Source organism: Pseudomonas laurentiana (assembly GCF_014648275.1).
Taxonomy (GTDB): domain Bacteria; phylum Pseudomonadota; class Gammaproteobacteria; order Pseudomonadales; family Pseudomonadaceae; genus Aquipseudomonas; species Aquipseudomonas laurentiana.
Window position 1 is genome coordinate 1 of the sequence record NZ_BMQU01000006.1, and the last position, 23,450, is coordinate 23,450.

A 23,450-nucleotide genomic window follows, 5' to 3' on the forward strand; every position below is an offset into this window, starting at 1 on the left:
ACCTTCTAGAAACTTCTAACTCGTTGATTACCAAGGAGTTTTCCGTTTCGACTGCGCCGGAAGTGGGGCGAATTATAGAGATATAAAATGGCGCGTCAAGGACTATCTGCAACGTTTCGGTGCATCACGGTCAGGCAAACCAAAACAAGAGGGGGAGGCCTTACGGCCTCCCCCTCTTTCTACTCACATTTACAAGCTTGGGAATGCAAACTGCGAAGCCTCATGACTGGCGCGTTGCGGCCAGCGCTGAGTGATTGCCTTACGGCGGGTATAGAAGCGCACTCCATCCGGGCCATACGCATGCAGGTCACCGAACAGCGAGCGTTTCCAGCCACCAAAGCTGTGGTAAGCCACCGGCACAGGCAGCGGCACGTTGACACCTACCATACCCACTTCGATTTCGTCGCAGAACAAGCGCGCGGCCTCACCGTCACGGGTAAAGATACACGTACCGTTGCCGTACTCATGTTCGTTGATGAGCTGCATTGCCTCCTCGAGGCTGTTGACCCGAACGACGCACAGCACCGGCCCGAAGATCTCTTCTTTATAGATGCGCATCTCTGGCGTCACGCGGTCGAACAGGCAGCCACCCAGGAAGAAGCCTTCCTCATGACCGGCGACACTCAGGCCGCGACCATCAACGACCAGTTCGGCACCGGCCTTCAGGCCGTCTTCAACGTAGCCCGCCACCTTGTCACGGTGCTGCCCGGTAACCAATGGCCCCATGTCCAGGCCGCAGGAAGTGCCTGCACCGATTTTCAGCGCCTTGATCTGAGGTACCAGCTTGGCGACCAACGCATCCGCCACCTGATCACCGACACAAACGGCAACCGAGATTGCCATGCAACGCTCGCCACAGGAACCGTAAGCAGCCCCCATCAGCGCACTGACAGCATTGTCCAGATCGGCATCCGGCATCAGCACTGCATGGTTTTTCGCGCCACCCAGTGCTTGCACGCGCTTGCCACGGGCAGCGCCTTCTTTATAGATGTACTCGGCAATTGGCGTCGAGCCTACAAAACTCAGCGCCTTGACCTCAGGTGCTTCAATCAGGGCATCCACGGCAACCTTGTCGCCGTGGACCACGTTGAGCACACCGTCAGGCAGGCCGGCCTCTTGCAACAACTGAGCGATCAACAGTGTCGAGCTTGGGTCACGTTCAGACGGCTTGAGGATGAAGCAGTTGCCACAGACGATGGCCAGTGGGTACATCCACAGTGGAACCATGGCCGGGAAGTTGAACGGGGTGATACCGGCAACCACACCCAGCGGCTGGAAGTCGGACCAGGCGTCAATGTTCGGACCGACATTGCGGCTGTACTCGCCCTTCAGTACTTCGGGGGCGGCACAGGCAAACTCAACGTTCTCGATGCCCCGCTTCAATTCACCAGCGGCGTCTTCCAGCGTCTTGCCATGCTCTTCGCTGATCAACTGAGAGATACGTGCTTCGTTCTTTTCCAGCAGTTGCTTGAAGCGGAACATTATCTGAGCGCGCTTGGCCGCCGGTGTATTGCGCCAGGCCGGGAATGCAGCCTTGGCGGCGTCGATAGCCTGTTGAACCGTTTCCTTGCTGGCCAACGCTACCTTGTGGATAACCTGGCCAGTGGACGGGTTGAAGACATCAGCAGTACGTTCGCCGCTGGACACCAAGTCGCCATTGATCAAATGTGGAACGATGCTCATGCAGAACTCCAGAAAGGGGATAGTCCGGGCGCGGGGGCTGCCCGCGCCAGTTACCTATATATAGAAGGGCTCAGTCGACCTGGTTCAGCGCTTCGCCAACGGCATCGAACAGGCGGTCCAGCTCTTGCGGCTTAGCGTTGAAGGTTGGGCCGAACTGCAGGGTGTCGCCACCAAAGCGAACGTAGAAGCCGGCTTTCCACAGTTTCATCGCGGCCTCGTAAGGACGAACGATGGCATCGCCGTCACGCGGAGCAATCTGAATCGCGCCCGCCAAGCCGTAGTTACGAATATCAATGATGTTCTTCACACCCTTCACGCCGTGCAGCACGTTCTCGAAGTGCGGCGCCAGCTCGGCGGCAGCCTGAACCAGACCTTCCTTCTGCAACAGGTCCAAGGCTGCAATACCTGCGGCACAGGCAACAGGGTGCGCCGAGTAGGTATAACCATGGGGGAACTCCACCGCATACTCGGGAGTCGGCTGGTTCATGAAGGTCTGGTAGATCTCAGTGCTGGCAATCACTGCACCCATCGGAATGGCGCCGTTGGTGACCTGCTTGGCGATACACATCAGGTCTGGCGTAACACCAAAGGCCTCGGCGCCAAAATTCGCCCCCATGCGACCGAAACCGGTAATCACTTCATCGAAGATCAGCAGAATGTTGTGCTGGTCACAGATCTCACGCAAACGCTTCAGGTAGCCCTTCGGTGGTGGTAGTACACCTGCCGAACCGGCCAGCGGCTCAACGATCAGCGCGGCAATGTTCGAGGCGTCATGCAGTTCGATCAGCTTGAGCATCTCATCGGCCAGGGCGATCCCCCCCTCCTCAGGCATGCCCTTGGTAAAGGCGTTGCTGGCCAGCACGGTGTGAGGCAGGTGATCGACGTCCAGCAACTGGCCGAACATCTTGCGGTTGCCATTCACCCCGCCGAGGCTAGTGCCGGCAATGTTCACGCCGTGATAGCCACGGGCACGACCGATCAGCTTGGTCTTGGTTGCCTGGCCTTTCAGGCGCCAATAGGCACGTACCATCTTCACCGCAGTGTCGGCACACTCAGAGCCCGAGTTGGTATAAAAAACGTGGTTCAGATTACCAGGGGTCAGGTCGGTGATCTTCTCGGCCAGTTGGAACGACAGCGGGTGACCGAACTGGAAGGCTGGCGAATAGTCGAGTACACCCAACTGACGCGACACGGCTTCCTGGATTTCCTTGCGGGTATGCCCCGCACCGCAGGTCCACAGGCCCGACAAGGCATCATAAATCTTGCGGCCCTTGTCGTCGGTCAGGTAACTGCCTTCAGCGGCGACGATCAGGCGCGGATCACGCTGGAAGTTACGGTTGGCGGTATACGGCATCCAGTGCGCATCCAGCTTGAGCTGGCTGGCCAGACCGTTAGGTGCGTGTTCAGGCATGTTCATCGGACAAACCTCGCAAGGCGATTGGGTGATTGGCGTTGTTGCAGCTAAGTTGTCATGGCTATAAAGTCTGAAAAAGCCAACTTTTCTAATCTTTAGATAGCCGAGTACTAAACTATGAGCCGTCGCCCGGAAGCACTCGCCCAAGTCAGTGATTTCGACATCCGCTTGCTGAAAATCTACCGCAGCGTCGTGGAGTGCGGCGGTTTCTCGGCAGCCGAGAACGTACTGGGTATCGGCCGCTCGGCAATCAGTCAGCAAATGAGCGACCTCGAACAGCGCCTGGGCCTACGCCTGTGCCAACGTGGTCGTGCCGGCTTCTCGCTCACCGAGGAAGGCCGCGAGGTCTATCACTCCGCCCTGCAGTTGCTCAGTGCGCTGGAAAGTTTCCGCACTGAGGTCAATGGGCTGCACCAGCATTTGCGTGGCGAACTGAACATTGGCCTGACCGACAACCTGGTTACCCTTCCGCACATGCGCATTACCCACGCCTTGGCGCAACTCAAAGACCGAGGCCCCGACGTACGCATCCAGATCCGCATGATCGCCCCCAGTCAGGTGGAACAAGGCGTGCTCGACGGCAGCCTGCACGTTGGCGTGGTACCGCAAACCAGCCCGCTGTCCGGGCTGGAGTACGAGCCGCTGTACAGCGAACGCTCGCAACTCTACTGCGCCGTCGGTCATCCATTGTTCTATGCCGACGATCATCAGCTCGACGATGAACGCCTGAACACCCAGGATGCCATCGCCCCAACCTTTCGCTTGCCAGCCGATATTCAGGCCCACTACCAGGCACTCAACTGCACTGCCAGTGCTTCAGACCGCGAGGGCATGGCCTTTCTGATCCTGACCGGGCGCTACATCGGCTACCTGCCCGATCATTACGCCAGCTTCTGGGTGCAACAGGGACGCTTGCGAGCCCTCAAAGCCAGCGAGCGCTTTTACGATCTGGGATTATCCTGGGTAACCCGCAAAGGCCGCCGACCGCACCTGGTGCTGGAAAGTTTTCTGGAAAGCCTTGCCGCAACCCGTTAAACGGCTGGCACATCAGTACCAAACACCTTAAAAAATACGAAGATTGCGTTTTTAGCGGGCAGATGCTTGTCTGATAGCTGTGACTGAGTTATCTGTTGCACAGCCTTTACTTCGTCTTTTCCGGAAACACCTCATGACCCTGGAAGTTCCTGCGCATCGCCTGACAGCCTCCGGCAAGCCTGCCGGTCGCATCCGCCAAAAGAACGAGCAAGCCATTCTCAAGGCGGCCGAAGACGAGTTCGCCCGTCACGGTTTCAAAGGCACCAGCATGAATACCATTGCGCAGAACGCCGGGCTTCCGAAGGCCAACCTGCACTACTACTTCACCAACAAGCTCGGGTTGTACGTTGCAGTACTTAGCAACATCCTCGAACTCTGGGACAGTACCTTCAACGCCCTGAACAGCGATGACGATCCGGCCATTGCGCTGAGTAACTACATCCGCACGAAGATCGAATTTTCTCGACGCAACCCGCAAGCCTCACGAATCTTCGCCATGGAGATCATCAGTGGCGGCCAATGCCTGAGCGAGTACTTCAACCAGGACTACCGCACCTGGTTCAACGGTCGGGCGGCGGTCTTCCAGAGCTGGATCGATGCTGGCAAGATGGACCCGGTCGATCCGGTCCATCTGATCTTCCTGCTATGGGGTAGCACCCAGCACTATGCCGACTTCGCTACCCAGATCTGCCAGGTTACCGGTCGTAGCCGCTTGACCAAACAAGACATGGAAGCGGCCAGCAACAATCTTATCCACATCATCCTCAAAGGCTGTGGCCTGACACCTCCCAATTGAACTCCGTTTATGCCTTCAACCCTGTTGGACACCTGCGAGTTTCGCGAAGAAATCCGTAAAAGCCGCTTTATCACCCTCGCAGGCCCGATCAGCAGCCCCGCAGAGGCCCAACAATTCATTGAGCGGCACAGCGACCTGGCCGCAACCCACAATTGCTGGGCCTGGAAAATCGGTCAGCAGTACCGTAGCAGCGACGATGGCGAGCCTGGTGGCACCGCAGGTCGCCCGATTCTCGCCGCCATCGAGGCACAGGACTGCGACCAGGTCGTAGTGCTGGTGATTCGCTGGTATGGCGGTATTCAACTGGGCACCGGCGGCTTGGCGCGGGCTTACGGTGGTGGCGCCAACAAGTGTCTGCAACAGGCCGAGAAAAGACGCCTGGTCAGTCGTGTCGACCTGCGCTGCAGTTGCACGTTCAGCGAGTTGGCACTGCTTAAGCTGCGCGTCGCAGAAGTCGACGGCCTGGTGCTGGATGAGCAATTCACCGCCAATGGCGTCGACGTACAGATTGCCATTGGCGAAGCGCACATCGAGCCTCTCCAGCGCCAATTGGCTGACCTCAGCCGCGGCAGGATCCTGCTGGAGCGTACCTGACAGTTGCCCACATCCACTGTGGGCCTGACTGTGGATAAGCTCTGAGCATTCCTCTACAGCCCTTTTAAAACGTGGCCTGCAAGCAAACGATCATATTTTGATCAATATTTAATGACAGCGCTTCAATTGTCCGAAAATCAGACGCTTAGGCTGATTTATAGCCATTCGAAGACTGCCCACTGACGCTTATACCCCTGTTTTCGCCTTGCACACAGATACTGTGGAGCAACCTGTGGATAAACCGTGTACGCCTTAGCCAAGCGCTTGTACGGTCACGCCTGTGGCAGACTGGTTGTTTTTTGATCAGATCATTTGAGCTCAGCGCATTGCCATGACATAGGCACCCGCCATGTCGTAGCGACCGAACTGCACCTCGGCTAAAGGCTGGGGTATGCTTCAAGACCATTCCCAAATGAGCATTGATATGCGCATTGGTGAACGCCCTCAAACCTGCAGTGTGAGCGGCAATGCCCTACGCTTCCATGAAAGGAACCTCCCGCATGACCTCTCAAAAAAACGCATTGATCATTGGCGCTTCCCGTGGCTTGGGCCTTGGCCTGGTGCAGCGTCTGAACGAAGAAGGCTGGAACGTCGTGGCCACCGTACGTGACCCGCATAAAGCCGATGCGCTGAACGCAGTGTCGAACGTGCAGGTCGAGACGCTCGAGATGAACAGCAGCGTCCAACTGGATGCGCTTCAGCAGCGCCTGAAGGGGCAAACCTTCGACCTGTTGTTCATCAATGCCGGCGTCAAGGGCCCGGACAACCAGAACGCTGAGCACGCCAACCTCGATGAGGTCGGCCAATTGTTCATGACCAACGCGGTGGCGCCTATTCGTGTCGCCCAACGCTTCGCCAACCAGGTAAAAGCCGACGGTGGCGTGATTGCCTTCATGAGTTCGATCCTCGGCAGCATCAGTATTCCCGATGCACCAGAACTGGCGTTGTACAAAGCCAGCAAAGCTGCCCTGAACTCCATGATCAACAGCTTCTATGGCCCATTGGACGCCCCCGGCCTGACACTGCTGGCCATGCACCCAGGCTGGGTCAAGACCGACATGGGTGGCGAGGGCGCCGAGATTGATGTCGCCACCAGTACCCGTGGCATGGTTGATCAGGTCAAGGCATACAGTGGTCGAGGCGGCCTGCACTTCATCAACTACAAAGGCGAGCCCTTGGTCTGGTGAATTGAATCACCGTCGCTGAAACAGTAGACTCCAGGTCTCGCCCACATGGCGGACCTGGATCAGCAGACAGGGCAACACTGAGCTGGCTAACCTGAACCCACTTTCAGAGGAGCCGGCACCATGCCTGCGACCCGTATCTGGTTGAAAAATCCCCTCGCTATCTTCACCGCCAACACGCTTGACGCCCGTGGTGGCCTGGTCGTCGAACATGGCCGCATTCATGAAGTGCTTGGCTTGGGGCAATCTCCCGCCACCCCCTGCGATCACGTCTTCGATGCCCGCGAGCATGTGCTGCTGCCTGGGCTGATCAACACCCATCATCACTTTTACCAGACGCTCACCCGCGCCTGGGCCCCCGTGGTCAATCAGCCGCTGTTCCCATGGCTCAAGACGCTGTACCCGGTCTGGGCTCGCCTGACGCCCGAGCGGCTGAAAGTGGCCACCCAGGTTGCGCTGGCTGAACTGTTGCTGTCGGGCTGCACCACGGCAGCCGATCACCACTACCTGTTCCCCGAGGGCCTGGAAGAGGCCATCGATGTGCAAGTCGAAAGTGTGCGTGAACTGGGTATGCGTGCAATGCTCACGCGCGGCTCAATGAGCCTGGGCGAAGCTGATGGAGGCCTGCCGCCACAGCAAACCGTGCAACAGGGCGAAGTGATCCTGGCGGACAGCCAGCGACTTATCCACAGCTACCACGAACGCGGTGACGGCGCGCAGATCCAGATTGCCCTGGCACCGTGCTCACCTTTTTCAGTCACCCGAGAAATCATGCAGGCCAGCGCCAGCCTGGCAACAGAACTGGATGTACGCCTGCATACGCACTTGGCAGAAACCCTGGACGAAGAGGACTTCTGCCTGCAACGCTTTGGCCTGCGCACCGTCGACTACCTCGACAGCGTCGGCTGGCTTGGGCCACGCACCTGGCTGGCCCATGGCATTCATTTCAACCCCGATGAAATCGTCCGCCTCGGCGAAGCCGGAACAGGCATCTGCCATTGCCCGAGTTCCAACATGCGTCTGGCATCAGGTATCTGCCCGACCGTGGACCTGAGCAATGCCGGCGCTCCGATCGGGCTCGGTGTGGACGGCTCCGCGTCCAACGATGCCTCCAACATGATTCTGGAGGCTCGCCAGGCCCTCTACCTGCAACGCTTGCGCTACGGTGCGCAAGCGATTACCCCCGAGCGGGTACTGGGCTGGGCGACCCGAGGCTCGGCACAACTGCTCGGACGCAACGACATCGGCGAACTGGCGCCGGGTAAACAGGCTGACCTGGCCCTGTTCAAACTCGACGAACTGCGATTTTCCGGAAGCCACGATCCGCTGTCAGCCCTGCTGCTGTGCGGCGCTGACCGCGCTGATCGAGTCATGGTCGGTGGCCGCTGGCGCGTCATTGATGGGCACATCGACGGCCTGGACCTCAACGCTCTGATCGCCAATCATCGCCAGGCTGCAACGGCGTTGATGGCAGGCTAAACAGCCAAAGCCAATGCTCGCTCTCGTCAGTGGCGCAACCAGCGCCATTGATGAGATTACTGTCGTCATCACTAAACCCTGCATAGCGCAGGCACGCTAGAATGACGGCATCTGTACCTGAAGAGAAACGATTATGTACGACTGGCTTAATGCGCTGCCCAAAGCAGAATTACACCTGCACCTGGAGGGATCGCTGGAGCCCGAGTTGTTGTTCGCACTGGCCGAACGCAACAAGATTGCCCTGCCCTGGAACGATGTCGAAGCCCTCCGTGCGGCCTATGCGTTCAACAACCTGCAGGAATTTCTCGACCTCTATTATCAAGGCGCTGGTGTACTGCGCACCGAGCAGGACTTCTACGACCTGACCTGGGCCTACCTGCAGCGCTGCAAGGCCCAGAACGTGATTCACACCGAACCGTTCTTCGATCCGCAGACCCACACAGACCGCGGCATTCCCTTTGAGGTGGTACTCAACGGCATCCACCGCGCACTGGAAGATGGTCGTCAGCAGTTGGGCATCAGCAGCGGCCTTATCCTGAGTTTCCTGCGCCACTTGAGCGAAGAGGAAGCCCAAAAGACGCTGGATCAAGCACTGCCATTTCGCGATGCGTTCATTGCGGTGGGCCTGGACAGTTCAGAGCTCGGCCACCCCCCCAGCAAATTCCAGCGAGTATTCGACCGCGCTCGCAGCGAAGGCTTCCTGACCGTTGCCCACGCGGGCGAGGAAGGCCCGCCAGAGTACATCTGGGAGGCACTGGACTTGCTTAAAATCCAGCGGATCGACCATGGTGTTCGCGCCATCGAGGACGAGCGGTTGATGCAACGCATCATTGACGAACAGATTCCATTGACCGTCTGCCCATTGTCCAATACCAAGCTCTGCGTGTTCGACCACATGAGCCAGCACAACATTCTCGACATGCTTGAACGTGGCGTGAAGGTCACGGTCAACTCCGACGACCCGGCCTACTTCGGCGGCTACGTCACGGAAAACTTCCATGCCCTGTACACCCACTTGGGCATGACCCAGGACCAGGCCCGTCGCCTGGCGCAGAACAGCCTGGATGCGCGCCTGATCAAGGCCTGAGCCCGGATGGGGTAGGCGCTGACAGGTCAGCCCTACCCCATACTGCCGCTCAGCACTACCGGACAATAGCCTTCAGCCAGCCACCTTGGCCACGATGGGTTGAGCCATCTGACGAATCTTGTGCATACCGGCTGCGGTGATATGCAAGGCGCGCGAATCATCATTCACGCGAACCCAACCAGACTGGATAAACAGTTTTAACAAACTGCTTCCCAACGCCCCGCCAAGATGCGGACGACGCTCACTCCACTCACTGCAACAATTGCACGAGACGCCAATCTTGCGCTGTCGTTGAGCCAGCGCCTCGATGTAGATGCCCAGACGGGCAAGCTCCGTGCGCCCCTCCTGAGTCACTTCAAGCTGTTGCTCGACCCATTCCAGCCAACCACAGTCAAGCAACCGTTGATAGAGATCAGCCGCCAACTCTCCCCCCAGGTGATCACCACACAAACGTGCCCGACGCATCGACAAGGGGATGCTGGAGTTGCCTTTCTCGGCCGTACCGCCCTTCACTTCAAGCCCGAGAACCTGAACGCTGGCAAGCGCTTCAACTGCCGCCCCCACCTCCGGCGTTGCAAGTTTGAAATAGCGCTTACGTCCACGCGCTTCCAGTTTTAACAAACCACTGGCCGACAACCTGGCCAAGTGCGCACACGCCGAAGAGGGCGTCAGCCCGGCCATGACAGCCAGCTCTTCCGAAGGCCGAGCCATTCCGTCAATCAACGCCCAGAGCATGGCGCTACGTTTGGGGTCGGCCAGCAAGGTGGCAACTTTGCTTATACTCGAAATAGATTTCATATCTTCACTCCCTGAGAAAAAGTCACTCTTTGCCAATTGACCAAGACACTATCAACAGCGATGCCCGCCCCCTTGAGCGCAGAGAGCCGACTGTTTCACAGACAACTACTAGATCGATGAAATTACATGATGGGAGACTCGTAGTTCGTTCCCTGCCCTGGAAGCGTCTCATGCTGTTAATCGATGACGACGCCAGTATAAGCCTGCTTATAAAAACAAAAATCACTTAAACCCGATGCTGCGCCAGCAAGGCCCTATGCCTTGCGCAACCTTGAACACAATCAACGCAGGTCGTTATAAGCGATATTTTCAAGTCACTCTCCCTTGCCCCCCGCAAACTATGTCTCACGGCGCTAAAATTAATAAGTATGCTTTTCGGGTCGCGTAACAAAGCCTACGCAGCAAGTACATTAACCCCGCAAATAAATAATCTGGAATTGTAAGATGAGCCGTGTGATGCCCTATACGACATTAACGTCCGCAGCGGGCCGGTAGCATTGCCAGAAAAAGACGGTGCGAGCAGGTTTCCAAACCACAGGCATGACCGCCAGTCAGTCTGATGACATAGGTCATGCCGCCGCTACACACCAACGCTAAACTGACTCGACCTGTTGTTTGCCAAGCGGAGTCGGTGCGATGAACATCCTAGTCAAAGCGGTCGCCACAAAACCCGGAAGCCCATGGCAGGTTCAACTCGACCAGCACGTGGTCAGTTTTCGCAGCGAGGCCGAAGCACGCGCCTTCGTAGCCACCCTGCAAACCCGCCTGCAGGCACCGCACCCACTCAAGCGGTTCGGTTGAGCATCAGCCTCCGCGTCAACTGCGAGAGCACCACGGCCATCACGCCGCACAGGCTTATCACCAGCGCCATCGGCACTGCGCTGCCATCATCCAGTGCACTGACCAACGCCGCAGCACCTGCCGCCACACTGAACTGCAGGCAACCCAGTAATGCCGAAGCACTCCCAGCCCGCGCGCCCTGACCATTCATGGCACAGGCCGAGGCGTTCGGCACGATCGCGCCCAGGCTGGCAATGCCTATGAACAACGGTATCAGTAACGGCCACAGGGCTGCCGGATGCAGGGCGCTGAGCGCCAGTAGAACCAGCCCGGCCGTCACATACACCCATACCGCCCGCGACAGCAAAGCGGCAGGACCGCGCCTGGCCAACAACCGCGCATTTACTTGCGCCATCACGATGAACCCTGCGGCATTGGTGCCGAACAACCAGCCATAGTGCTCGGCCGGCACACCGTAGAGTTTGATGAACACGAACGGCGAACCTGCGATGTAGGCAAACATGCCGGCAATGGCGACGCCGCCGGTCAGGGCATGCCCAAGAAAGACGCGGTCGTTGAGCAAACGCCCATACTGGCGCAACGCACCGGACAACGGCTGACGCGGCTGATGCGCAGGCAAGCTCTCCGGCAATCCGAGCAACACCGACAGCGTGCACGCGGCACTGAACACTGTCAGCACCAGAAAAATCGACTGCCAGCCATGCAGATTGACCAGCACCCCACCGAACATCGGCGCCAGAATCGGTGCCAACCCCATGACCAGCATCAACTGGGAGAAGACCTTGGCCGAGCCAACGGCATCGCACGTATCGCTGACAATCGCCCGCGATAACACCATCCCCGCACAGCCGCCCAGCGCCTGAACGAAGCGCGCCGCAATCAAGGCCTCCAGTGTCGGGGCGAATGCACAGGCCAAGGATGCAAAGGTAAACAACACAAGACCGATCAGCAGAGGAATGCGCCGCCCGAAACGGTCCGCCACCGGTCCATAGGCCAACTGCCCCAAGGACAGGCCAAGAAAGTAGGCCGCAAGGGTTGCCTGGATATGCTTCTCATCGGTGGCAAACGCCTGCGCCATGGCTGGAAAACCCGGCAAATAGAAATCAATCGCCAAGGGGCCAAAGGCACTCAGGGCGCCGAGAATCAAAACGGTTCGCAGGTTCATCGGAAATCCATAGCAGGCTAAGCAAGTTCGCTAGTCTAACCGTACTGGATCCATTACAGATGCGCTGTTGCCTGTTGCTGCAAAAAAAAGAGCGAACCAGCGTCCGCCCTTTTTGCTCATCAGGCCACCTCGGCCTGGTAACCTTCTTCATGGATCAACTCGAGAATTTTCGAGGTGGCCAGGGTACTTTGAACACGTACCTGTTTCTGGCCCAGATCGACCTCGACCACTGCGGTCGGATCCTGATTCTGCACCGCATGGGTAACGGCCTTGACGCAGTGGCCGCAGGTCATGCCTTGAACATTGAATACTTGCATCGGGAGTGCCTCCGTTCAGGTTTTGATCCAGTCTCAGGCTTGCCACCATGGCAAGGTCAAGCATCTCAATCTGCTGCCGGGCTGGAAATCGGCGCCCGGCTCAGCCAAGCTGCGCTCCTGACGATTCACGATTCAGGAGATTCAACTCATGCGCAGGGCAGCATTGGGCCTTTTCGGCCTGCTGGGGATGTTCAGCCTCCCCCCACAGGTCAGTGCCGAAGGACCATCGGACTATAGCGTGCTGATCATTTCCCGGGAACGCCTGGAGGTCGCGACCACCTGCGAGATCGGTCTTTACCTTAATGATCAGTTGGCAGGCCGGTTGTTCCAGGAACAATCGACTTCGTTCAACCTGCCAGCAGGCCCGGTAGCCGTTCGCATGCGTCTGTTGCCTGGGCAAGCTCCCGGTTGCCTGCCAGGCATCGAAAATCAGCGTAGTACCCAATTGAACCTGCAGGCCGGGCAGATCAATAAATACCGAATCGCCGTGGATCAGAATGGCCTCTACCTGAAAAAGGCAAGCCTGGGCTATTGACCTTACCCATGTAGGAAGGTTGAAGCTGGAGGCACGCCCAAGGAGGAACGCCCCCATGCCCGAATCTACCACCTTCGACCTGCCGATTGTCGGCATGACCTGTGCCAGTTGCGCAGGTCGGGTCGAGCGAGCGTTGCGCAAGGTTGCGGGTGCCGAACAGGTCAGTGTCAACCTGGCCACCGAGCACGCACGTATCACTGCACCACCGCAAAGCCTGCCAGCATTGCTTGAAGCCGTCACCGATGCGGGCTACAGCGTACCCACTCAAACCCTTGAACTGCAGATCGGCGGAATGACCTGCGCGTCCTGCGTCGGTCGGGTCGAACGCGCACTGGCAAAAGTACCCGGGGTTCATCGCGTCAGCGTCAACCTGGCCAACGAACGCGCTCATGTCGAGGTGATTGGCAAGATTGATACGGCGCTATTGACTGCTGCAGTCGAACGCGCCGGTTACACTGCGAGCCTGCCACTGACCGGCAAGGCCGATGAGGACATCGCCGAACGCCGCTTGCGCAAGGAGCGTTGGGCCGTAGGCCTGGCGGTCGGCTTGGCCCTGCCGCTGGTATTGCCGATGCTGCTGCAGCCCTTCGGTATCCACTGGATGTTGCCAGCCTGGCTACAGTTCGCCTTGGCCACGCCGGTCCAGTTCATCCTGGGTGCGCGCTTCTATGTCGCCGCCTGGAAGGCCGTGCGTGCCGGGGCAGGCAACATGGACCTGCTGGTCGCGCTGGGCACAAGTGCCGGTTACGGCCTGAGTCTCTATGAGTGGGCGCGCACCACCCCCGGCAGCATGCCCCACCTGTACTTTGAAGCCTCAGCGGTAGTGATCGCCTTGGTACTGCTTGGCAAGTACTTGGAAAGCCGCGCCAAACGCCAGACCGCCAGCGCCATCCGCGCCTTGGAAGCACTGCGCCCTGAACGTGCATTGCAGGTAGTCGATGGGCAGGAGCGCGATGTACCGATCAGCGCCTTGCGCTTGAATGACCTGGTAATGGTCAAGCCGGGGGAGCGCTTCCCCGTAGATGGCGAAGTGATCGAAGGGCAAAGCCATGCCGATGAAGCCTTGATCAGTGGCGAGAGCCTGCCGGTGCCCAAGCAACCCGGCGACCGAGTAACCGGCGGCGCGATCAACGGCGAAGGCCGTTTGCTGGTACGCACCCTGGCGCTGGGAACGGAAACCGTACTGGCACGCATCATCCGCCTGGTCGAGGACGCTCAGGCAGCCAAGGCGCCGATCCAGAAACTGGTCGACCGCGTCAGTCAGGTGTTCGTACCCGTGGTGCTGCTACTGGCCTTGGCGACACTGACCGGTTGGTGGATCGTTGGCGCCCCCATGGAAACCGCACTGATCAACGCAGTCGCCGTGCTGGTCATCGCTTGCCCCTGTGCGCTGGGCCTGGCGACACCGACAGCAATCATGGCCGGTACCGGCGTGGCGGCTCGCCACGGTATCCTGATCAAGGACGCCGACGCGCTAGAACGCGCCCATGCAGTCAATCGCGTGGTCTTCGACAAGACCGGCACCTTGACCTCCGGCAGCCCGCGCATTGTCCACAGCCAAGCAGTGGTCGGCGATCAGGCGCAGTTGCTGCAGTTGGCCGGCGCGCTGCAACGCGGCAGCGAACACCCCCTGGCCAAGGCCGTCCTCGATGCCTGTGAAGAGCAACACCTGGATGTCCCTCCCGTCAGCGCCAGCCAATCACTGACCGGACGTGGTATTGCCGGTAACCTGGATGGCCGTGAGCTGGCGCTGGGCAATCGCCGTCTGCTCGATGAAAGTGGCTTGCAACCGGGCGATCTGGCCAAGGCTGCCCACGATTGGGAAGCAGAAGGCAGGACCCTTTCCTGGCTGATCGAACGCGCCCCGCAGCCCCGCGTGTTGGGCCTGCTGGCCTTTGGTGACAGCCTCAAGCCAGGGGCGCTGCAAGCCGTTCAACAGCTTAGCGAGCGAGGCATCAGCAGCCATCTGTTGACCGGCGACAACCGTGGCAGCGCACGTGTGGTAGCACTGGCGCTGGGCATCGAAGACGTGCATGCCGAAGTGTTACCGGCAGACAAGTCCGCGACCGTTCTCGCACTCAAACGCACAGGCACCGTGGCCATGGTCGGCGACGGCATCAACGACGCACCGGCGTTGGCGGCGGCAGATATCGGCATTGCCATGGGCGGCGGTACTGACGTGGCCATGCAGGCCGCCGGTATAACCCTGATGCGCGGAGACCCGCGTCTGGTACCAGCGGCTCTGGAGATCAGCCGCAAGACCTACGCCAAGATCCGCCAGAACCTGTTCTGGGCCTTTATCTACAACCTGATCGGGATTCCGCTGGCGGCTTTCGGCCTGCTCAACCCGGTGCTGGCCGGTGCTGCGATGGCCCTGTCCAGTGTCAGTGTGGTCAGCAACGCACTGTGGCTTAAAACCTGGAAACCCGAGATCCGACAACAGGACGACGCCCCATGAACATCGGTCAAGCCGCCCGCCACACAGGCCTGAGCGCCAAGATGATCCGTTACTACGAGTCGATTGGCCTGCTCAAGCCCGCCTTGCGCAGCGGCAGTGGCTATCGCCTCTACCAACCGGAAGACTTGCACAGCCTGGCCTTCATCAAACGCTCGCGCGACCTGGGTTTCTCACTTGAGGAAGTCGCCCGGCTGCTCACGCTCTGGCAGGACCGTCAGCGCGCCAGTGCCGATGTGAAGGCACTGGCCAATGAGCATATTGCTGACCTCAATCGCCGTATTGAAGAACTGGTCAGCCTGCGTGACACCCTGAGTGAACTGGTCGCCCACTGCCAGGGTGACGACCGACCGGACTGCCCGATCCTCAAGGACCTGGCTGCCGGCGGTTGCTGCCACTGACCTGCCTTACTGCATCCAGGGCGGGGTAGGCTCGGCCTCCATACCCTCCTGTGCAAGCGCTGCGCGACGTCGGGCTTCGTCGGCGCGCGCGGCGTCGATTTCACGCATCACATCGGCCACATTGGCATTGTGCTCGGTTTCGGCAAAATGCCCGCTCAGCTCGGTGCCAGGCAGCAATTCACCCGCCTGATACAGCGCCCACATTTCCTTGGCGTATCGGGTTTTCTTCAGCTCGGGCGCAAAACGCCCAAAGTAGCTGGCCATGTTGCCGACATCGCGCTCAAGCATGCTGAACGCATGGTTGTTGCCGGCGGCATCCACCGCCTGCGGCAGGTCGATAATCACCGGCCCTTCAGGCCCAAGCAGCACGTTGAACTCCGACAAGTCCCCATGCACCAACCCGGCGCAGAGCATCAGCACGATCTGGCGAATGACAAATGCGTGGTACTCAAGGGCCTGCTCAGGCTCAAGTTCTACATCATTGAGGCGCGGCGCGGCATCGCCATGTTCATCGGTAACCAGCTCCATCAGCAGGACACCGTCCAGAAAATCGTAGGGCGTGGGAACCCGAACACCTGCGCTAGCCAAGCGGAACAACGCGGCTACCTCAGCATTCTGCCAAGCCTCTTCAGCCTCCTTGCGCCCATACTTCGAGCCTTTGGCCATGGCACGTGCCTGGCGGCTATTGCGTACTTTACGACCTTCCTGGTACTCGGCGGCCTGGCGGAAACTGCGCTTGTTCGCTTCTTTGTAGACCTTGGCGCAGCGTAGGTGCTGACCGCAGCGAACCACGTAGACCGCTGCCTCCTTGCCGCTCATCAGGGGGCGCAACACTTCGTCGACCAACCCGTCTTCCACGAGCGGTTCAATCCGTTTTGGCGTCTTCATCAGCTTTGATTCTGGCTCCTTGTGAGGCGTATAGAGGTTTGTAACGGCAAACCGCGCGACCCGCCATTCTTTTTATGAGTAAAACGCCCGCGAAAAGTCAGATTCGGCTGTTTTGCCAATAAACACGGGGGCTTTCTTCTTCGACACTTTATTTCTTCTGCGCCCTGCCGATCCAGTCTTTAGCAGGTTCATGTGTTTATAAGAATTATTCGGAGCGCGGATGAACATCAAACAGAAATTGACCTTGGCCTTTGCCGTCATTGCCGGCTTGCCCATTGTAGTGGTCGCCACCCTGGTGGTGTTGAACCTGCGCACTGACGCTCGCGAATCATTCGTCGACGGCAGCAACCGTGAGATTCGCCAGGTCGCCAATGCCATGCAGCTGTTTTTCGATGGCATCAGCCAGAACATCGACTACATGGCAGCTCAACCCCTGTTCACTGATACCGGCGCAGGCTTGAAACAGTACATCAGTGCCGATGCCGCCAGTATCGCCCAAGGCGAGCAAGACAAGCGCCTGGTCGACTTCTTCACCCGCATGGCCGCCAGCCACCCCGCCTACGCGTATGTCTCCTACGGCGTCAAAGACGGTGGATACGCCTCCTGGCCGGATGATCCGAAACTGGCCAACTATGATCCGCGCCAACGCCCCTGGTACCAGACTGCGATGGCCAACCCAGGCAAAACGTTGCGCACCGCTGCCTATTACTGGGCACCTGACGATGCAGTCCTGCTCAGCACCGTACGCACCGTATCGAACCAACTGGGTTCGCCTGGCGGCGTGGTCAGTGTGGATGTTTCGATCAAGCAACTGACCGAGTTGGTCAAGCAGATCAAGCTCGGTGAAAGTGGCTACCTGATGCTGCTTGAGCGCAACGGCAACGTGCTGGTCGATCCGCATCAACCCGAGCACAATTTCAAGACACTGGGCTCTTTCGGTGAAGGTTATGCACAACTGGCCAAAGTCGAGAAGGGGCTGGTTGAGGTGGAGCTTGATGGGGTGCGCTACATGGCCAACGTCTGGCCTGCCGAACAACTTGGCTGGAGCTTCATCGGCCTGGTCCGTCAAGACGAAGTCATGAGCGCCACGACAAAGCTGACCTGGTTGATCGCCACCATTGCCCTGGTCCTGGCCGCCGTATTCGCCGTAGTCGGTGCGACCTTCGCGAGCTTGATCGTGCGCCCGATCAACAGTGTCAGCCTGGGCCTGGAGGGCATTGCCCAAGGCGAAGGCGACTTGACCCGCAACCTGGAAGTACGGGGTAGCGATGAAACCGCTCAACTGGCCAACTGGTTCAACCAGTTCCTCGCTGCAATCCGCAGCCTGATCCAGCATATCGGCCAGGCCGCCGGAAAAATCCTGACGACCTCCAGCAACTCGACCCGCGTCTCCGGTGACATGGTCGAAGCTGCTGGGCGTCAGCGCGAAGCCGTGGACATGGTGTCCACCGCGTTCCATGAAATGGTCGCCACCGCCAACGAGGTTGCACGCTCCTGCAGCCAGGCCGCCGAATCAGCCGACAGCGGTCAGCAGCAGGCCCGCGAAGGCCAGCAGCAGATCGATGCTGCCGTTCAGAGCGTGGATCGCCTGAGCCAGGAAATCGAGCAGTCGGCACAGTCGATGCAACAATTGGAGCGTGACAGCAACGACATCCAGTCGATTCTCGGCACGATCCGCTCCATTGCCGAACAGACCAACTTGCTGGCACTCAACGCCGCCATTGAGGCCGCACGCGCCGGTGAGCAGGGTCGAGGATTCGCCGTGGTGGCCGACGAAGTCCGCGCCCTGGCCAAACGCACCGCAGACTCCACGGCCGAAATTGATGGCTTGCTCGGAAACCTGGCGCAACGCACCAGCCAGGTTGCCCAGCAAATGCACGCCAGCCTGGAAGTGTCGCAACAATCGGTCAGCCGTATTGGCATGGCGCGAACCAGCTTCGGGCAGATCCGTGAGTCGGTAGACGTCATCCGCGACATGAACACGCAAATTGCCACGGCCGCCGAAGAGCAGCACCAAGTCGCCGAGGACATCAACCGGCACATCAGTCAGATTCACGGCGACGCGCAACTGGTGGCCGAACTGGCTAACGCAGCACGGCATGACTCTGAAAGCCTGGCGGGGTTGTCCAACGAACTGGACTCGCTGGTGCGCCGTTTCCGTACGTGATGCTCCGCCTTGGGGAGCCGGCTACAAGCCCAGGCTCCCCGGGGTAAAGCCGAACAAGCGCTTAAATGCCGCGATGTAGGCGGAGGTTGAGTCATAACCACAGCCCAGCGCGGCTTCCGTCACCCCTGCGCCCTGCTCCAGCACGCTGAGCGACGACAGCAGGCGCATCCGCTGGCGCCAGCCACGAAAACTCAGGCCGGTCTCGCGCTGGAACAGACGCGTCAGGGTTTTCTCCGACATGTTCAACTGCTCCGCCCACTGGCCAAGGGTGTCGGACTGTGTCGGCTGCTCAAGCAAACGGTCGCACAGCGCGCGTAAACGCGGATGCTGTGGCAACGGCAAGGAAAAGCCCACCTCTGCCAGCCCCTGCAACTGATCAAGCAACACCTGAACAAGGCGCGCCTCAGGGCTGTCGCCTTCGGCGTACTCCACCGGCAACTGACAAAACTGCTTGATCAACTCACGGACCAGTGGCGTGACCGCCAGCACCCGACAGCCCTCCGGCGCCCACTGCGCCTCCTCACGTCGTACGTACACGCTGCGCATCTCGGCGCGCATCGACGTCACCACTTCATGCTCGACCCCCGCTGGAATCCAGACGCCCCACTGTGGCGGCGCAAAGTAGCTGCCTTCTGCGGTATAGACCCCGAGCACACCACTGATTGCATAGGAGAACTGCACCCAATCATGTTGATGGCGCGAGGTCCAGGACCCCGCGCTGAGGCTCTCGGCGCGGGCATACAGCGGCCGCGGCAAGCGCTCCAGCATTGGAATCGGACGAGGGTTGAGAGTTTGTCCGTTACGCGGCATCGATTGACCTGGTATCGCAAGACGGTAGAGACCTCGCAGGTTAGCCTCTGTCGTCACATATTACAAAATACCCACAGGCCTCCCCATGCAAGCGTTCAAACACCTCAAGCGCGTGGTAACCGACTGGTTCCTCTGCGGCATGTTCATCGCCACCCTGCTCGCCTGGCTGTTCCCGCGTTTTGGGAGCAGCGGTGGTGCCCTGCATGCCGAGTATGTGACCAACATCGGCGTGTTCCTGGTGTTTTTCCTGCACGGAGTCAACCTGTCCAGCGAGCAGATTCGTCACGGTCTGAAAAACTGGCGCCTGCACCTGATGGTCCAGGGCTTCACCTTCGTGGCCTTTCCCGTGCTCTGGCTGGTCGGCAAAACGTTGCTGGGCACACAGGTCCCTGCGCTGTTGATGCTGGGCTTCCTCTACCTGTGCGCCCTGCCGTCGACGATCTCGTCTTCGGTGGCGCTCACGGGTAGCGCCAAGGGCAACGTACCCGCTGCGATTCTCAACGCCAGCCTGTCCAGTGTGCTGGGGATCTTCATCACCCCCTGGCTGATCAGCCTGGTGGTGGGCAGCGGCAGTGGCGGGATTGACCTTGGTTCGACCTTGCTTGACCTGTGCGCGATGCTCCTGCTGCCACTGCTGCTTGGGCAACTGCTGCGGCCCTGGCTCGGGCGCCTCTTTGCCCGCTACAAGCGCTACACCGCGGTGTTGGACAAGGTGGTGATCCTGCTACTGGTCTATGCCGCGTTCTGCAATTCGATGGTCTCGGGAATGTGGCAACAGCAGGGTACCGCGGTGATCGGCATGGCCGTACTCGGCAGTGCACTGTTGCTGGCGCTGGTGCTATGGCTGACCACTCGAAGCGCCCGCGCCTTGAACTTCAGCCCGGCTGACGAAATCGCTGCAGTATTCTGCGCCAGCAAGAAGTCCCTGGCCGCCGGCGCGCCGATGGCTGCACTGATCTTCGGCGCGCACCCAGGGCTTGGGCTGATCCTGCTGCCGATCATGATCTACCACCCGCTGCAATTGATCGTCTGCTCAGTCATGGCCGAGCAGTACGCCAACCGTACCGCAAGGGTCGACAGCAGCGCCGCCCTCAGCGCTCAATAATCGCCGTCACGCCCTGGCCGCCGGCGGCACAGATAGAAATCAGCCCGCGGCCTTTGCCGGCATGGGCCAACAGTTTGGCCATATTGGCCAGGATCCGCCCACCTGTCGCGGCAAACGGATGCCCGGCCGCCAACGAGCTGCCCTTGACGTTGAGCTTGCTGCGGTCGATACGCCCCAGAGGTGCCTCAAGGCCAAGACGGTCGCGGCAGAAAACAGGGTCTTCCCAGGCCTTGAGCGTGCACAACACCTGCGCGGCAAACGCCTCATGGATTTCGTAGTAGTCGAAGTCCTGCAGGTTCAGACCATTGCGCAGCAGAAGCCGAGGCACGGCATAGGCTGGGGCCATCAACAGCCCTTCCTGGCCGCGGACAAAATCCACAGCCGCGCTCTCGCCGTCGATCAGCCAGGCCATCACCGGCAGACCACGTTCCCGCGCCCATGCCTCACTCCCCAGCAACACCACCGAGGCACCATCGGTCAGCGGCGTCGAGTTACCCGCCGTGAGCGTGCCTTGCGCACTGCGGTCAAACACCGGCTTGAGTGCAGCGAGCGTCTCCAGGGTCAGGTCGGGGCGCAGGTTCTGGTCGCGGTTCAGTCCCAGGAAAGGTGTCAGCAGATCATCGTGCCAACCGTCGGCAAAGGACGCCGCCAGATTCTGATGGCTGCGCAAGGCCAGTTCGTCCTGGGCCAGACGGTCAATCTGCCAGGTGTGCGCCATCAGCTCGCAATGCTGGCCCATCGACAGGCCCGTGCGGGGTTCGCCATTGCGCGGCAGTTCAGGCTTCAAGTGCCTGAAGCGCAGTTGCAACAGTGCCTTGAGCTTTTCACCCGGACCTTTCGCCCGGTTGGCCTGCAGCAGGATACGGCGCAAGCCTTCGCTCACCGCAATCGGCGCATCCGACGTGGTATCAACACCCCCGGCAACGCCACATTCAATCTGCCCCAGAGCGATCTTGTTGGCGACCATCAGCGCGGCCTCCAACCCAGTGCCACAGGCTTGCTGAAGATCATAGGCCGGCGTGTGCGCCGACAGCCGCGAGCCAAGGACACATTCGCGGGTCAAATTGAAATCCCGCGAATGCTTGAGCACCGCGCCAGCGGCCACCTCACCCATGCGCAGGCCATGCAGGCTGAAGCGCTCGATCAGGCCTTCCAGGGCCGCCGTGAGCATGTCCTGATTGCTGACCTTGGCATAAGGGCCATTGGCGCGAGCAAAGGGGATTCGATTACCACCGATGATTGCGACCCGGCGCAAAGAACGCATGCATCACCTCCTTATGTTGAGGGCAGACTGGATACAGCGTAGGTGTTTTTTCCACCTTCAAGCGACCAACGGCAAAACATGGTCCACACTTTGAGGCTGATCTCATGGAGGCCTCGTTCATGTCCGACCGCTATCTCGACTTCGCCAACTCCGACTTCGGTCGCCGCCTGGTCGGTGTCATCGGCCTGCCGACGCCGGCACGCCTGGAACGCTGGGAGGCCGGTCGGATGCGCCCGATCGAAGGGGCATTGCTGCTGGGCGGCGGCGCGCTATCGCAGCACGTCGCCGGTTTCGCCAAGCGCCTGACCGATGAGGTCTACAGTTATGCCGATGAGGCCATGCAACTGCCGGCGTGGGTGGCGGGCCTGGGGCCAACGCTCAAGGCAGTGCTATTCGATGCCAGCGAACTGGAGGACATCGACCAACTCAAGCAACTGCGCGAGTTCTTCCAGCCGCTGCTACGTAGCCTTGAAGCCAATGCGTCCGTGGTGATCCTGGGCCGTGCGCCAGAACAACTCGAAGCACCGCTGGCGAGTGTCGCCCAACGTGCCCTGGAGGGCTTCAGCCGCTCGCTGGCCAAAGAATTGCGCAACGGCGGCAGGCTGCAACTGCTCTATGTCGGCGACGGTGCCGAGGACCAGCTCGAAGGCGCGCTGCGTTTCTTCCTGTCGCCAAAAAGTGCCTTCATCTCTGGCCAGGTGCTGCGCTTGAGCGCTTGCACTGCCCACGTTCAGGATTGGACACGACCATTGGCCGGACGCAAGGCACTGGTGACCGGTGCCGCACGCGGTATTGGTGCAGCGATCGCCGAAACCCTCACCCGTGATGGTGCCGATGTGGTGTTGCTCGACGTGCCACAGGCCAAGGCCGAGCTCGAAGCCCTCGCCGCTCGCCTGGGCGGGCGCAGCCTGACCCTGAATATCTGCGCAGACGATGCACCGCAACAGTTACTTGAGGGCCTGCCCGATGGCCTTGATATCGTCGTCCACAACGCCGGAATTACCCGCGACAAGACCTTGGCCAACATGACCCCTGAGTACTGGGACTCGGTCATGGCCGTTAACCTGAAAGCCCCCCAGATCCTGACCCAGGCCTTGCTCGACAAGGGCGCCCTGCACGCCAACGCCCGCATCGTGCTGCTGGCGTCGATCAGTGGTATCGCCGGCAATCGCGGCCAATCAAACTATGCCGCCAGCAAGGCCGGCCTGATCGGCCTGGCCCAGACATGGGCGCCACATCTGGCCATCACGGGGAGCAGCATCAACGCCGTAGCCCCGGGCTTCATTGAAACGCGGATGACCGCTGCCATTCCTTTCGCCCTGCGCGAGGCCGGTCGGCGCATGAGCTCGCTGGGCCAAGGTGGCCTCCCGCAAGATGTCGCAGAAGCCGTGGCCTGGCTGGTACAGCCGGGCAGCGGCGCGGTCAACGGACAGGTGCTGCGGGTCTGCGGGCAAGCGGTTATGGGGGCATGA

At 59.9% G+C, this 23,450-nt stretch carries 21 protein-coding genes and 1 pseudogene; 14 read left to right on the forward strand and 8 right to left on the reverse strand.

All coding sequences use genetic code 11. The features are described from left to right. Window positions 1-189 precede the first annotated feature (189 nt). Together IE038_RS07830 and aptA are read right to left on the reverse strand one after the other, a co-directional pair. Window positions 190-1,683 carry a CoA-acylating methylmalonate-semialdehyde dehydrogenase gene (locus IE038_RS07830; protein ID WP_189395416.1) on the reverse strand — a complete coding sequence of 498 codons (1,494 nt, stop codon included), beginning with the start codon at window positions 1,681-1,683 and terminating at the stop codon, window positions 190-192. A gap of 70 nt (window positions 1,684-1,753) precedes the next feature. Next, entirely contained in the window at window positions 1,754-3,100 is a 1,347-nt protein-coding gene (gene aptA / locus IE038_RS07835) for an omega-aminotransferase AptA (RefSeq protein ID WP_189395417.1), read from the reverse strand. Between the two features lie 114 nt (window positions 3,101-3,214). Here aptA and IE038_RS07840 point away from each other — a divergent pair, with 114 nt between their 5' ends. The 6 genes from IE038_RS07840 to IE038_RS07865 all read left to right on the forward strand — a co-directional run bounded on the left by IE038_RS07840 (window position 3,215) and on the right by IE038_RS07865 (window position 9,272). Then, on the forward strand, window positions 3,215-4,132 hold the full coding sequence (locus tag IE038_RS07840; RefSeq protein WP_189395418.1) for a LysR family transcriptional regulator: 918 nt from the start codon (window positions 3,215-3,217) through the stop codon (window positions 4,130-4,132). A gap of 133 nt (window positions 4,133-4,265) precedes the next feature. Next, on the forward strand, window positions 4,266-4,928 hold the full coding sequence (locus IE038_RS07845; protein ID WP_189395419.1) for a TetR/AcrR family transcriptional regulator: 663 nt from the start codon (window positions 4,266-4,268) through the stop codon (window positions 4,926-4,928). A gap of 9 nt (window positions 4,929-4,937) precedes the next feature. Continuing rightward, a complete protein-coding gene (locus IE038_RS07850; protein ID WP_189395420.1) occupies window positions 4,938-5,522 on the forward strand; it encodes an IMPACT family protein in 585 nt (194 codons plus the stop codon). 500 nt (window positions 5,523-6,022) lie between these two features. Beyond that, window positions 6,023-6,709, forward strand: a complete 687-nt coding sequence (locus tag IE038_RS07855) for an SDR family oxidoreductase (RefSeq protein WP_189395421.1) — start codon at window positions 6,023-6,025, stop codon at window positions 6,707-6,709. A gap of 120 nt (window positions 6,710-6,829) precedes the next feature. Further along, window positions 6,830-8,185, forward strand: a complete 1,356-nt coding sequence (locus IE038_RS07860) for an 8-oxoguanine deaminase (RefSeq protein WP_163939492.1) — start codon at window positions 6,830-6,832, stop codon at window positions 8,183-8,185. A 133-nt stretch (window positions 8,186-8,318) separates the two neighbouring features. Further along, window positions 8,319-9,272, forward strand: a complete 954-nt coding sequence (locus tag IE038_RS07865; RefSeq protein ID WP_189395422.1) for an adenosine deaminase — start codon at window positions 8,319-8,321, stop codon at window positions 9,270-9,272. Between the two features lie 72 nt (window positions 9,273-9,344). Here the strand turns inward: IE038_RS07865 and IE038_RS07870 are convergent, their stop codons facing one another. Beyond that, on the reverse strand, window positions 9,345-10,070 hold the full coding sequence (locus IE038_RS07870; RefSeq protein WP_163939490.1) for an ArsR/SmtB family transcription factor: 726 nt from the start codon (window positions 10,068-10,070) through the stop codon (window positions 9,345-9,347). A 636-nt stretch (window positions 10,071-10,706) separates the two neighbouring features. On the opposite strand from IE038_RS07870, the gene IE038_RS07875 reads away from it, so the two are divergent. Continuing rightward, on the forward strand, window positions 10,707-10,871 hold the full coding sequence (locus IE038_RS07875; protein ID WP_167524144.1) for a hypothetical protein: 165 nt from the start codon (window positions 10,707-10,709) through the stop codon (window positions 10,869-10,871). On the opposite strand, the gene IE038_RS07880 is transcribed toward IE038_RS07875, so the two are convergent. Further along, window positions 10,855-12,036 (reverse strand): multidrug effflux MFS transporter, encoded by a 1,182-nt coding sequence (locus IE038_RS07880; protein ID WP_189395423.1) that lies wholly within the window; start codon window positions 12,034-12,036, stop codon window positions 10,855-10,857. The two genes, IE038_RS07875 and IE038_RS07880, sit on opposite strands and share 17 nt — an antisense overlap. A 119-nt stretch (window positions 12,037-12,155) precedes the next feature. Further along, window positions 12,156-12,353 (reverse strand): heavy-metal-associated domain-containing protein, encoded by a 198-nt coding sequence (locus IE038_RS07885; protein WP_163939488.1) that lies wholly within the window; start codon window positions 12,351-12,353, stop codon window positions 12,156-12,158. A gap of 148 nt (window positions 12,354-12,501) precedes the next feature. Here IE038_RS07885 and IE038_RS07890 point away from each other — a divergent pair, with 148 nt between their 5' ends. From IE038_RS07890 to cueR, 3 genes are read left to right on the forward strand one after another with little or no spacing between them, the layout of a single operon-like run. Then, window positions 12,502-12,888 (forward strand): hypothetical protein, encoded by a 387-nt coding sequence (locus IE038_RS07890; RefSeq protein WP_163939486.1) that lies wholly within the window; start codon window positions 12,502-12,504, stop codon window positions 12,886-12,888. A 55-nt stretch (window positions 12,889-12,943) separates the two neighbouring features. Continuing rightward, a complete protein-coding gene (locus IE038_RS07895; protein ID WP_189395424.1) occupies window positions 12,944-15,346 on the forward strand; it encodes a heavy metal translocating P-type ATPase in 2,403 nt (800 codons plus the stop codon). Further along, window positions 15,343-15,744 carry a Cu(I)-responsive transcriptional regulator gene (gene cueR / locus IE038_RS07900; RefSeq protein WP_163939484.1) on the forward strand — a complete coding sequence of 134 codons (402 nt, stop codon included), beginning with the start codon at window positions 15,343-15,345 and terminating at the stop codon, window positions 15,742-15,744. The genes IE038_RS07895 and cueR overlap by 4 nt, the downstream gene beginning before the upstream one ends. Window positions 15,745-15,750: 6 nt before the next feature. Here cueR and IE038_RS07905 read toward each other — a convergent pair whose 3' ends face one another. Beyond that, the gene (locus tag IE038_RS07905; RefSeq protein ID WP_163939481.1) at window positions 15,751-16,632 is read right to left on the reverse strand and encodes a PA4780 family RIO1-like protein kinase; all 882 of its coding nucleotides are present in this window, start codon (window positions 16,630-16,632) and stop codon (window positions 15,751-15,753) included. A 220-nt stretch (window positions 16,633-16,852) separates the two neighbouring features. Between IE038_RS07905 and IE038_RS25230 the strand changes: the two are divergent. Together IE038_RS25230 and IE038_RS25235 are read left to right on the forward strand one after the other, a co-directional pair. Beyond that, window positions 16,853-17,941, forward strand: a pseudogene (locus IE038_RS25230) (cache domain-containing protein); the annotation flags it as partial. A 129-nt stretch (window positions 17,942-18,070) separates the two neighbouring features. Next, window positions 18,071-18,799 (forward strand): methyl-accepting chemotaxis protein, encoded by a 729-nt coding sequence (locus IE038_RS25235; RefSeq protein ID WP_438810754.1) that lies wholly within the window; start codon window positions 18,071-18,073, stop codon window positions 18,797-18,799. A 21-nt stretch (window positions 18,800-18,820) separates the two neighbouring features. Here IE038_RS25235 and IE038_RS07915 read toward each other — a convergent pair whose 3' ends face one another. Next, on the reverse strand, window positions 18,821-19,609 hold the full coding sequence (locus IE038_RS07915; RefSeq protein ID WP_163934097.1) for an AraC family transcriptional regulator: 789 nt from the start codon (window positions 19,607-19,609) through the stop codon (window positions 18,821-18,823). A gap of 85 nt (window positions 19,610-19,694) precedes the next feature. Between IE038_RS07915 and IE038_RS07920 the strand changes: the two genes are divergently transcribed. Then, window positions 19,695-20,714 carry a bile acid:sodium symporter family protein gene (locus tag IE038_RS07920; protein WP_163934099.1) on the forward strand — a complete coding sequence of 340 codons (1,020 nt, stop codon included), beginning with the start codon at window positions 19,695-19,697 and terminating at the stop codon, window positions 20,712-20,714. Here the strand turns inward: IE038_RS07920 and IE038_RS07925 are convergent. Next, on the reverse strand, window positions 20,701-21,978 hold the full coding sequence (locus IE038_RS07925) for an acetyl-CoA C-acetyltransferase (RefSeq protein ID WP_189395426.1): 1,278 nt from the start codon (window positions 21,976-21,978) through the stop codon (window positions 20,701-20,703). The genes IE038_RS07920 and IE038_RS07925 overlap by 14 nt on opposite strands. A gap of 119 nt (window positions 21,979-22,097) precedes the next feature. Between IE038_RS07925 and IE038_RS07930 the strand changes: the two genes are divergently transcribed. Further along, window positions 22,098-23,450, forward strand: coding sequence for a 3-oxoacyl-ACP reductase (locus IE038_RS07930; protein WP_189395427.1), 1,353 nt, complete (start codon window positions 22,098-22,100; stop codon window positions 23,448-23,450).

Bases quoted from the DNA above. Each gene is read 5' to 3' on its own strand.
- IE038_RS07830 (WP_189395416.1), bottom strand. From the start codon at position 1,683: ATGAGCATCGTTCCACATTTGATCAATGGCGACTTGGTGTCCAGCGGC.
- aptA (WP_189395417.1), bottom strand. From the start codon at position 3,100: ATGAACATGCCTGAACACGCACCTAACGGTCTGGCCAGCCAGCTCAAG.
- IE038_RS07840 (WP_189395418.1), top strand. From the start codon at position 3,215: ATGAGCCGTCGCCCGGAAGCACTCGCCCAAGTCAGTGATTTCGACATC.
- IE038_RS07845 (WP_189395419.1), top strand. From the start codon at position 4,266: ATGACCCTGGAAGTTCCTGCGCATCGCCTGACAGCCTCCGGCAAGCCT.
- IE038_RS07850 (WP_189395420.1), top strand. From the start codon at position 4,938: ATGCCTTCAACCCTGTTGGACACCTGCGAGTTTCGCGAAGAAATCCGT.
- IE038_RS07855 (WP_189395421.1), top strand. From the start codon at position 6,023: ATGACCTCTCAAAAAAACGCATTGATCATTGGCGCTTCCCGTGGCTTG.
- IE038_RS07860 (WP_163939492.1), top strand. From the start codon at position 6,830: ATGCCTGCGACCCGTATCTGGTTGAAAAATCCCCTCGCTATCTTCACC.
- IE038_RS07865 (WP_189395422.1), top strand. From the start codon at position 8,319: ATGTACGACTGGCTTAATGCGCTGCCCAAAGCAGAATTACACCTGCAC.
- IE038_RS07870 (WP_163939490.1), bottom strand. From the start codon at position 10,070: ATGAAATCTATTTCGAGTATAAGCAAAGTTGCCACCTTGCTGGCCGAC.
- IE038_RS07875 (WP_167524144.1), top strand. From the start codon at position 10,707: ATGAACATCCTAGTCAAAGCGGTCGCCACAAAACCCGGAAGCCCATGG.
- IE038_RS07880 (WP_189395423.1), bottom strand. From the start codon at position 12,036: ATGAACCTGCGAACCGTTTTGATTCTCGGCGCCCTGAGTGCCTTTGGC.
- IE038_RS07885 (WP_163939488.1), bottom strand. From the start codon at position 12,353: ATGCAAGTATTCAATGTTCAAGGCATGACCTGCGGCCACTGCGTCAAG.
- IE038_RS07890 (WP_163939486.1), top strand. From the start codon at position 12,502: ATGCGCAGGGCAGCATTGGGCCTTTTCGGCCTGCTGGGGATGTTCAGC.
- IE038_RS07895 (WP_189395424.1), top strand. From the start codon at position 12,944: ATGCCCGAATCTACCACCTTCGACCTGCCGATTGTCGGCATGACCTGT.
- cueR (WP_163939484.1), top strand. From the start codon at position 15,343: ATGAACATCGGTCAAGCCGCCCGCCACACAGGCCTGAGCGCCAAGATG.
- IE038_RS07905 (WP_163939481.1), bottom strand. From the start codon at position 16,632: ATGAAGACGCCAAAACGGATTGAACCGCTCGTGGAAGACGGGTTGGTC.
- IE038_RS25235 (WP_438810754.1), top strand. From the start codon at position 18,071: ATGGTGTCCACCGCGTTCCATGAAATGGTCGCCACCGCCAACGAGGTT.
- IE038_RS07915 (WP_163934097.1), bottom strand. From the start codon at position 19,609: ATGCCGCGTAACGGACAAACTCTCAACCCTCGTCCGATTCCAATGCTG.
- IE038_RS07920 (WP_163934099.1), top strand. From the start codon at position 19,695: ATGCAAGCGTTCAAACACCTCAAGCGCGTGGTAACCGACTGGTTCCTC.
- IE038_RS07925 (WP_189395426.1), bottom strand. From the start codon at position 21,978: ATGCGTTCTTTGCGCCGGGTCGCAATCATCGGTGGTAATCGAATCCCC.
- IE038_RS07930 (WP_189395427.1), top strand. From the start codon at position 22,098: ATGTCCGACCGCTATCTCGACTTCGCCAACTCCGACTTCGGTCGCCGC.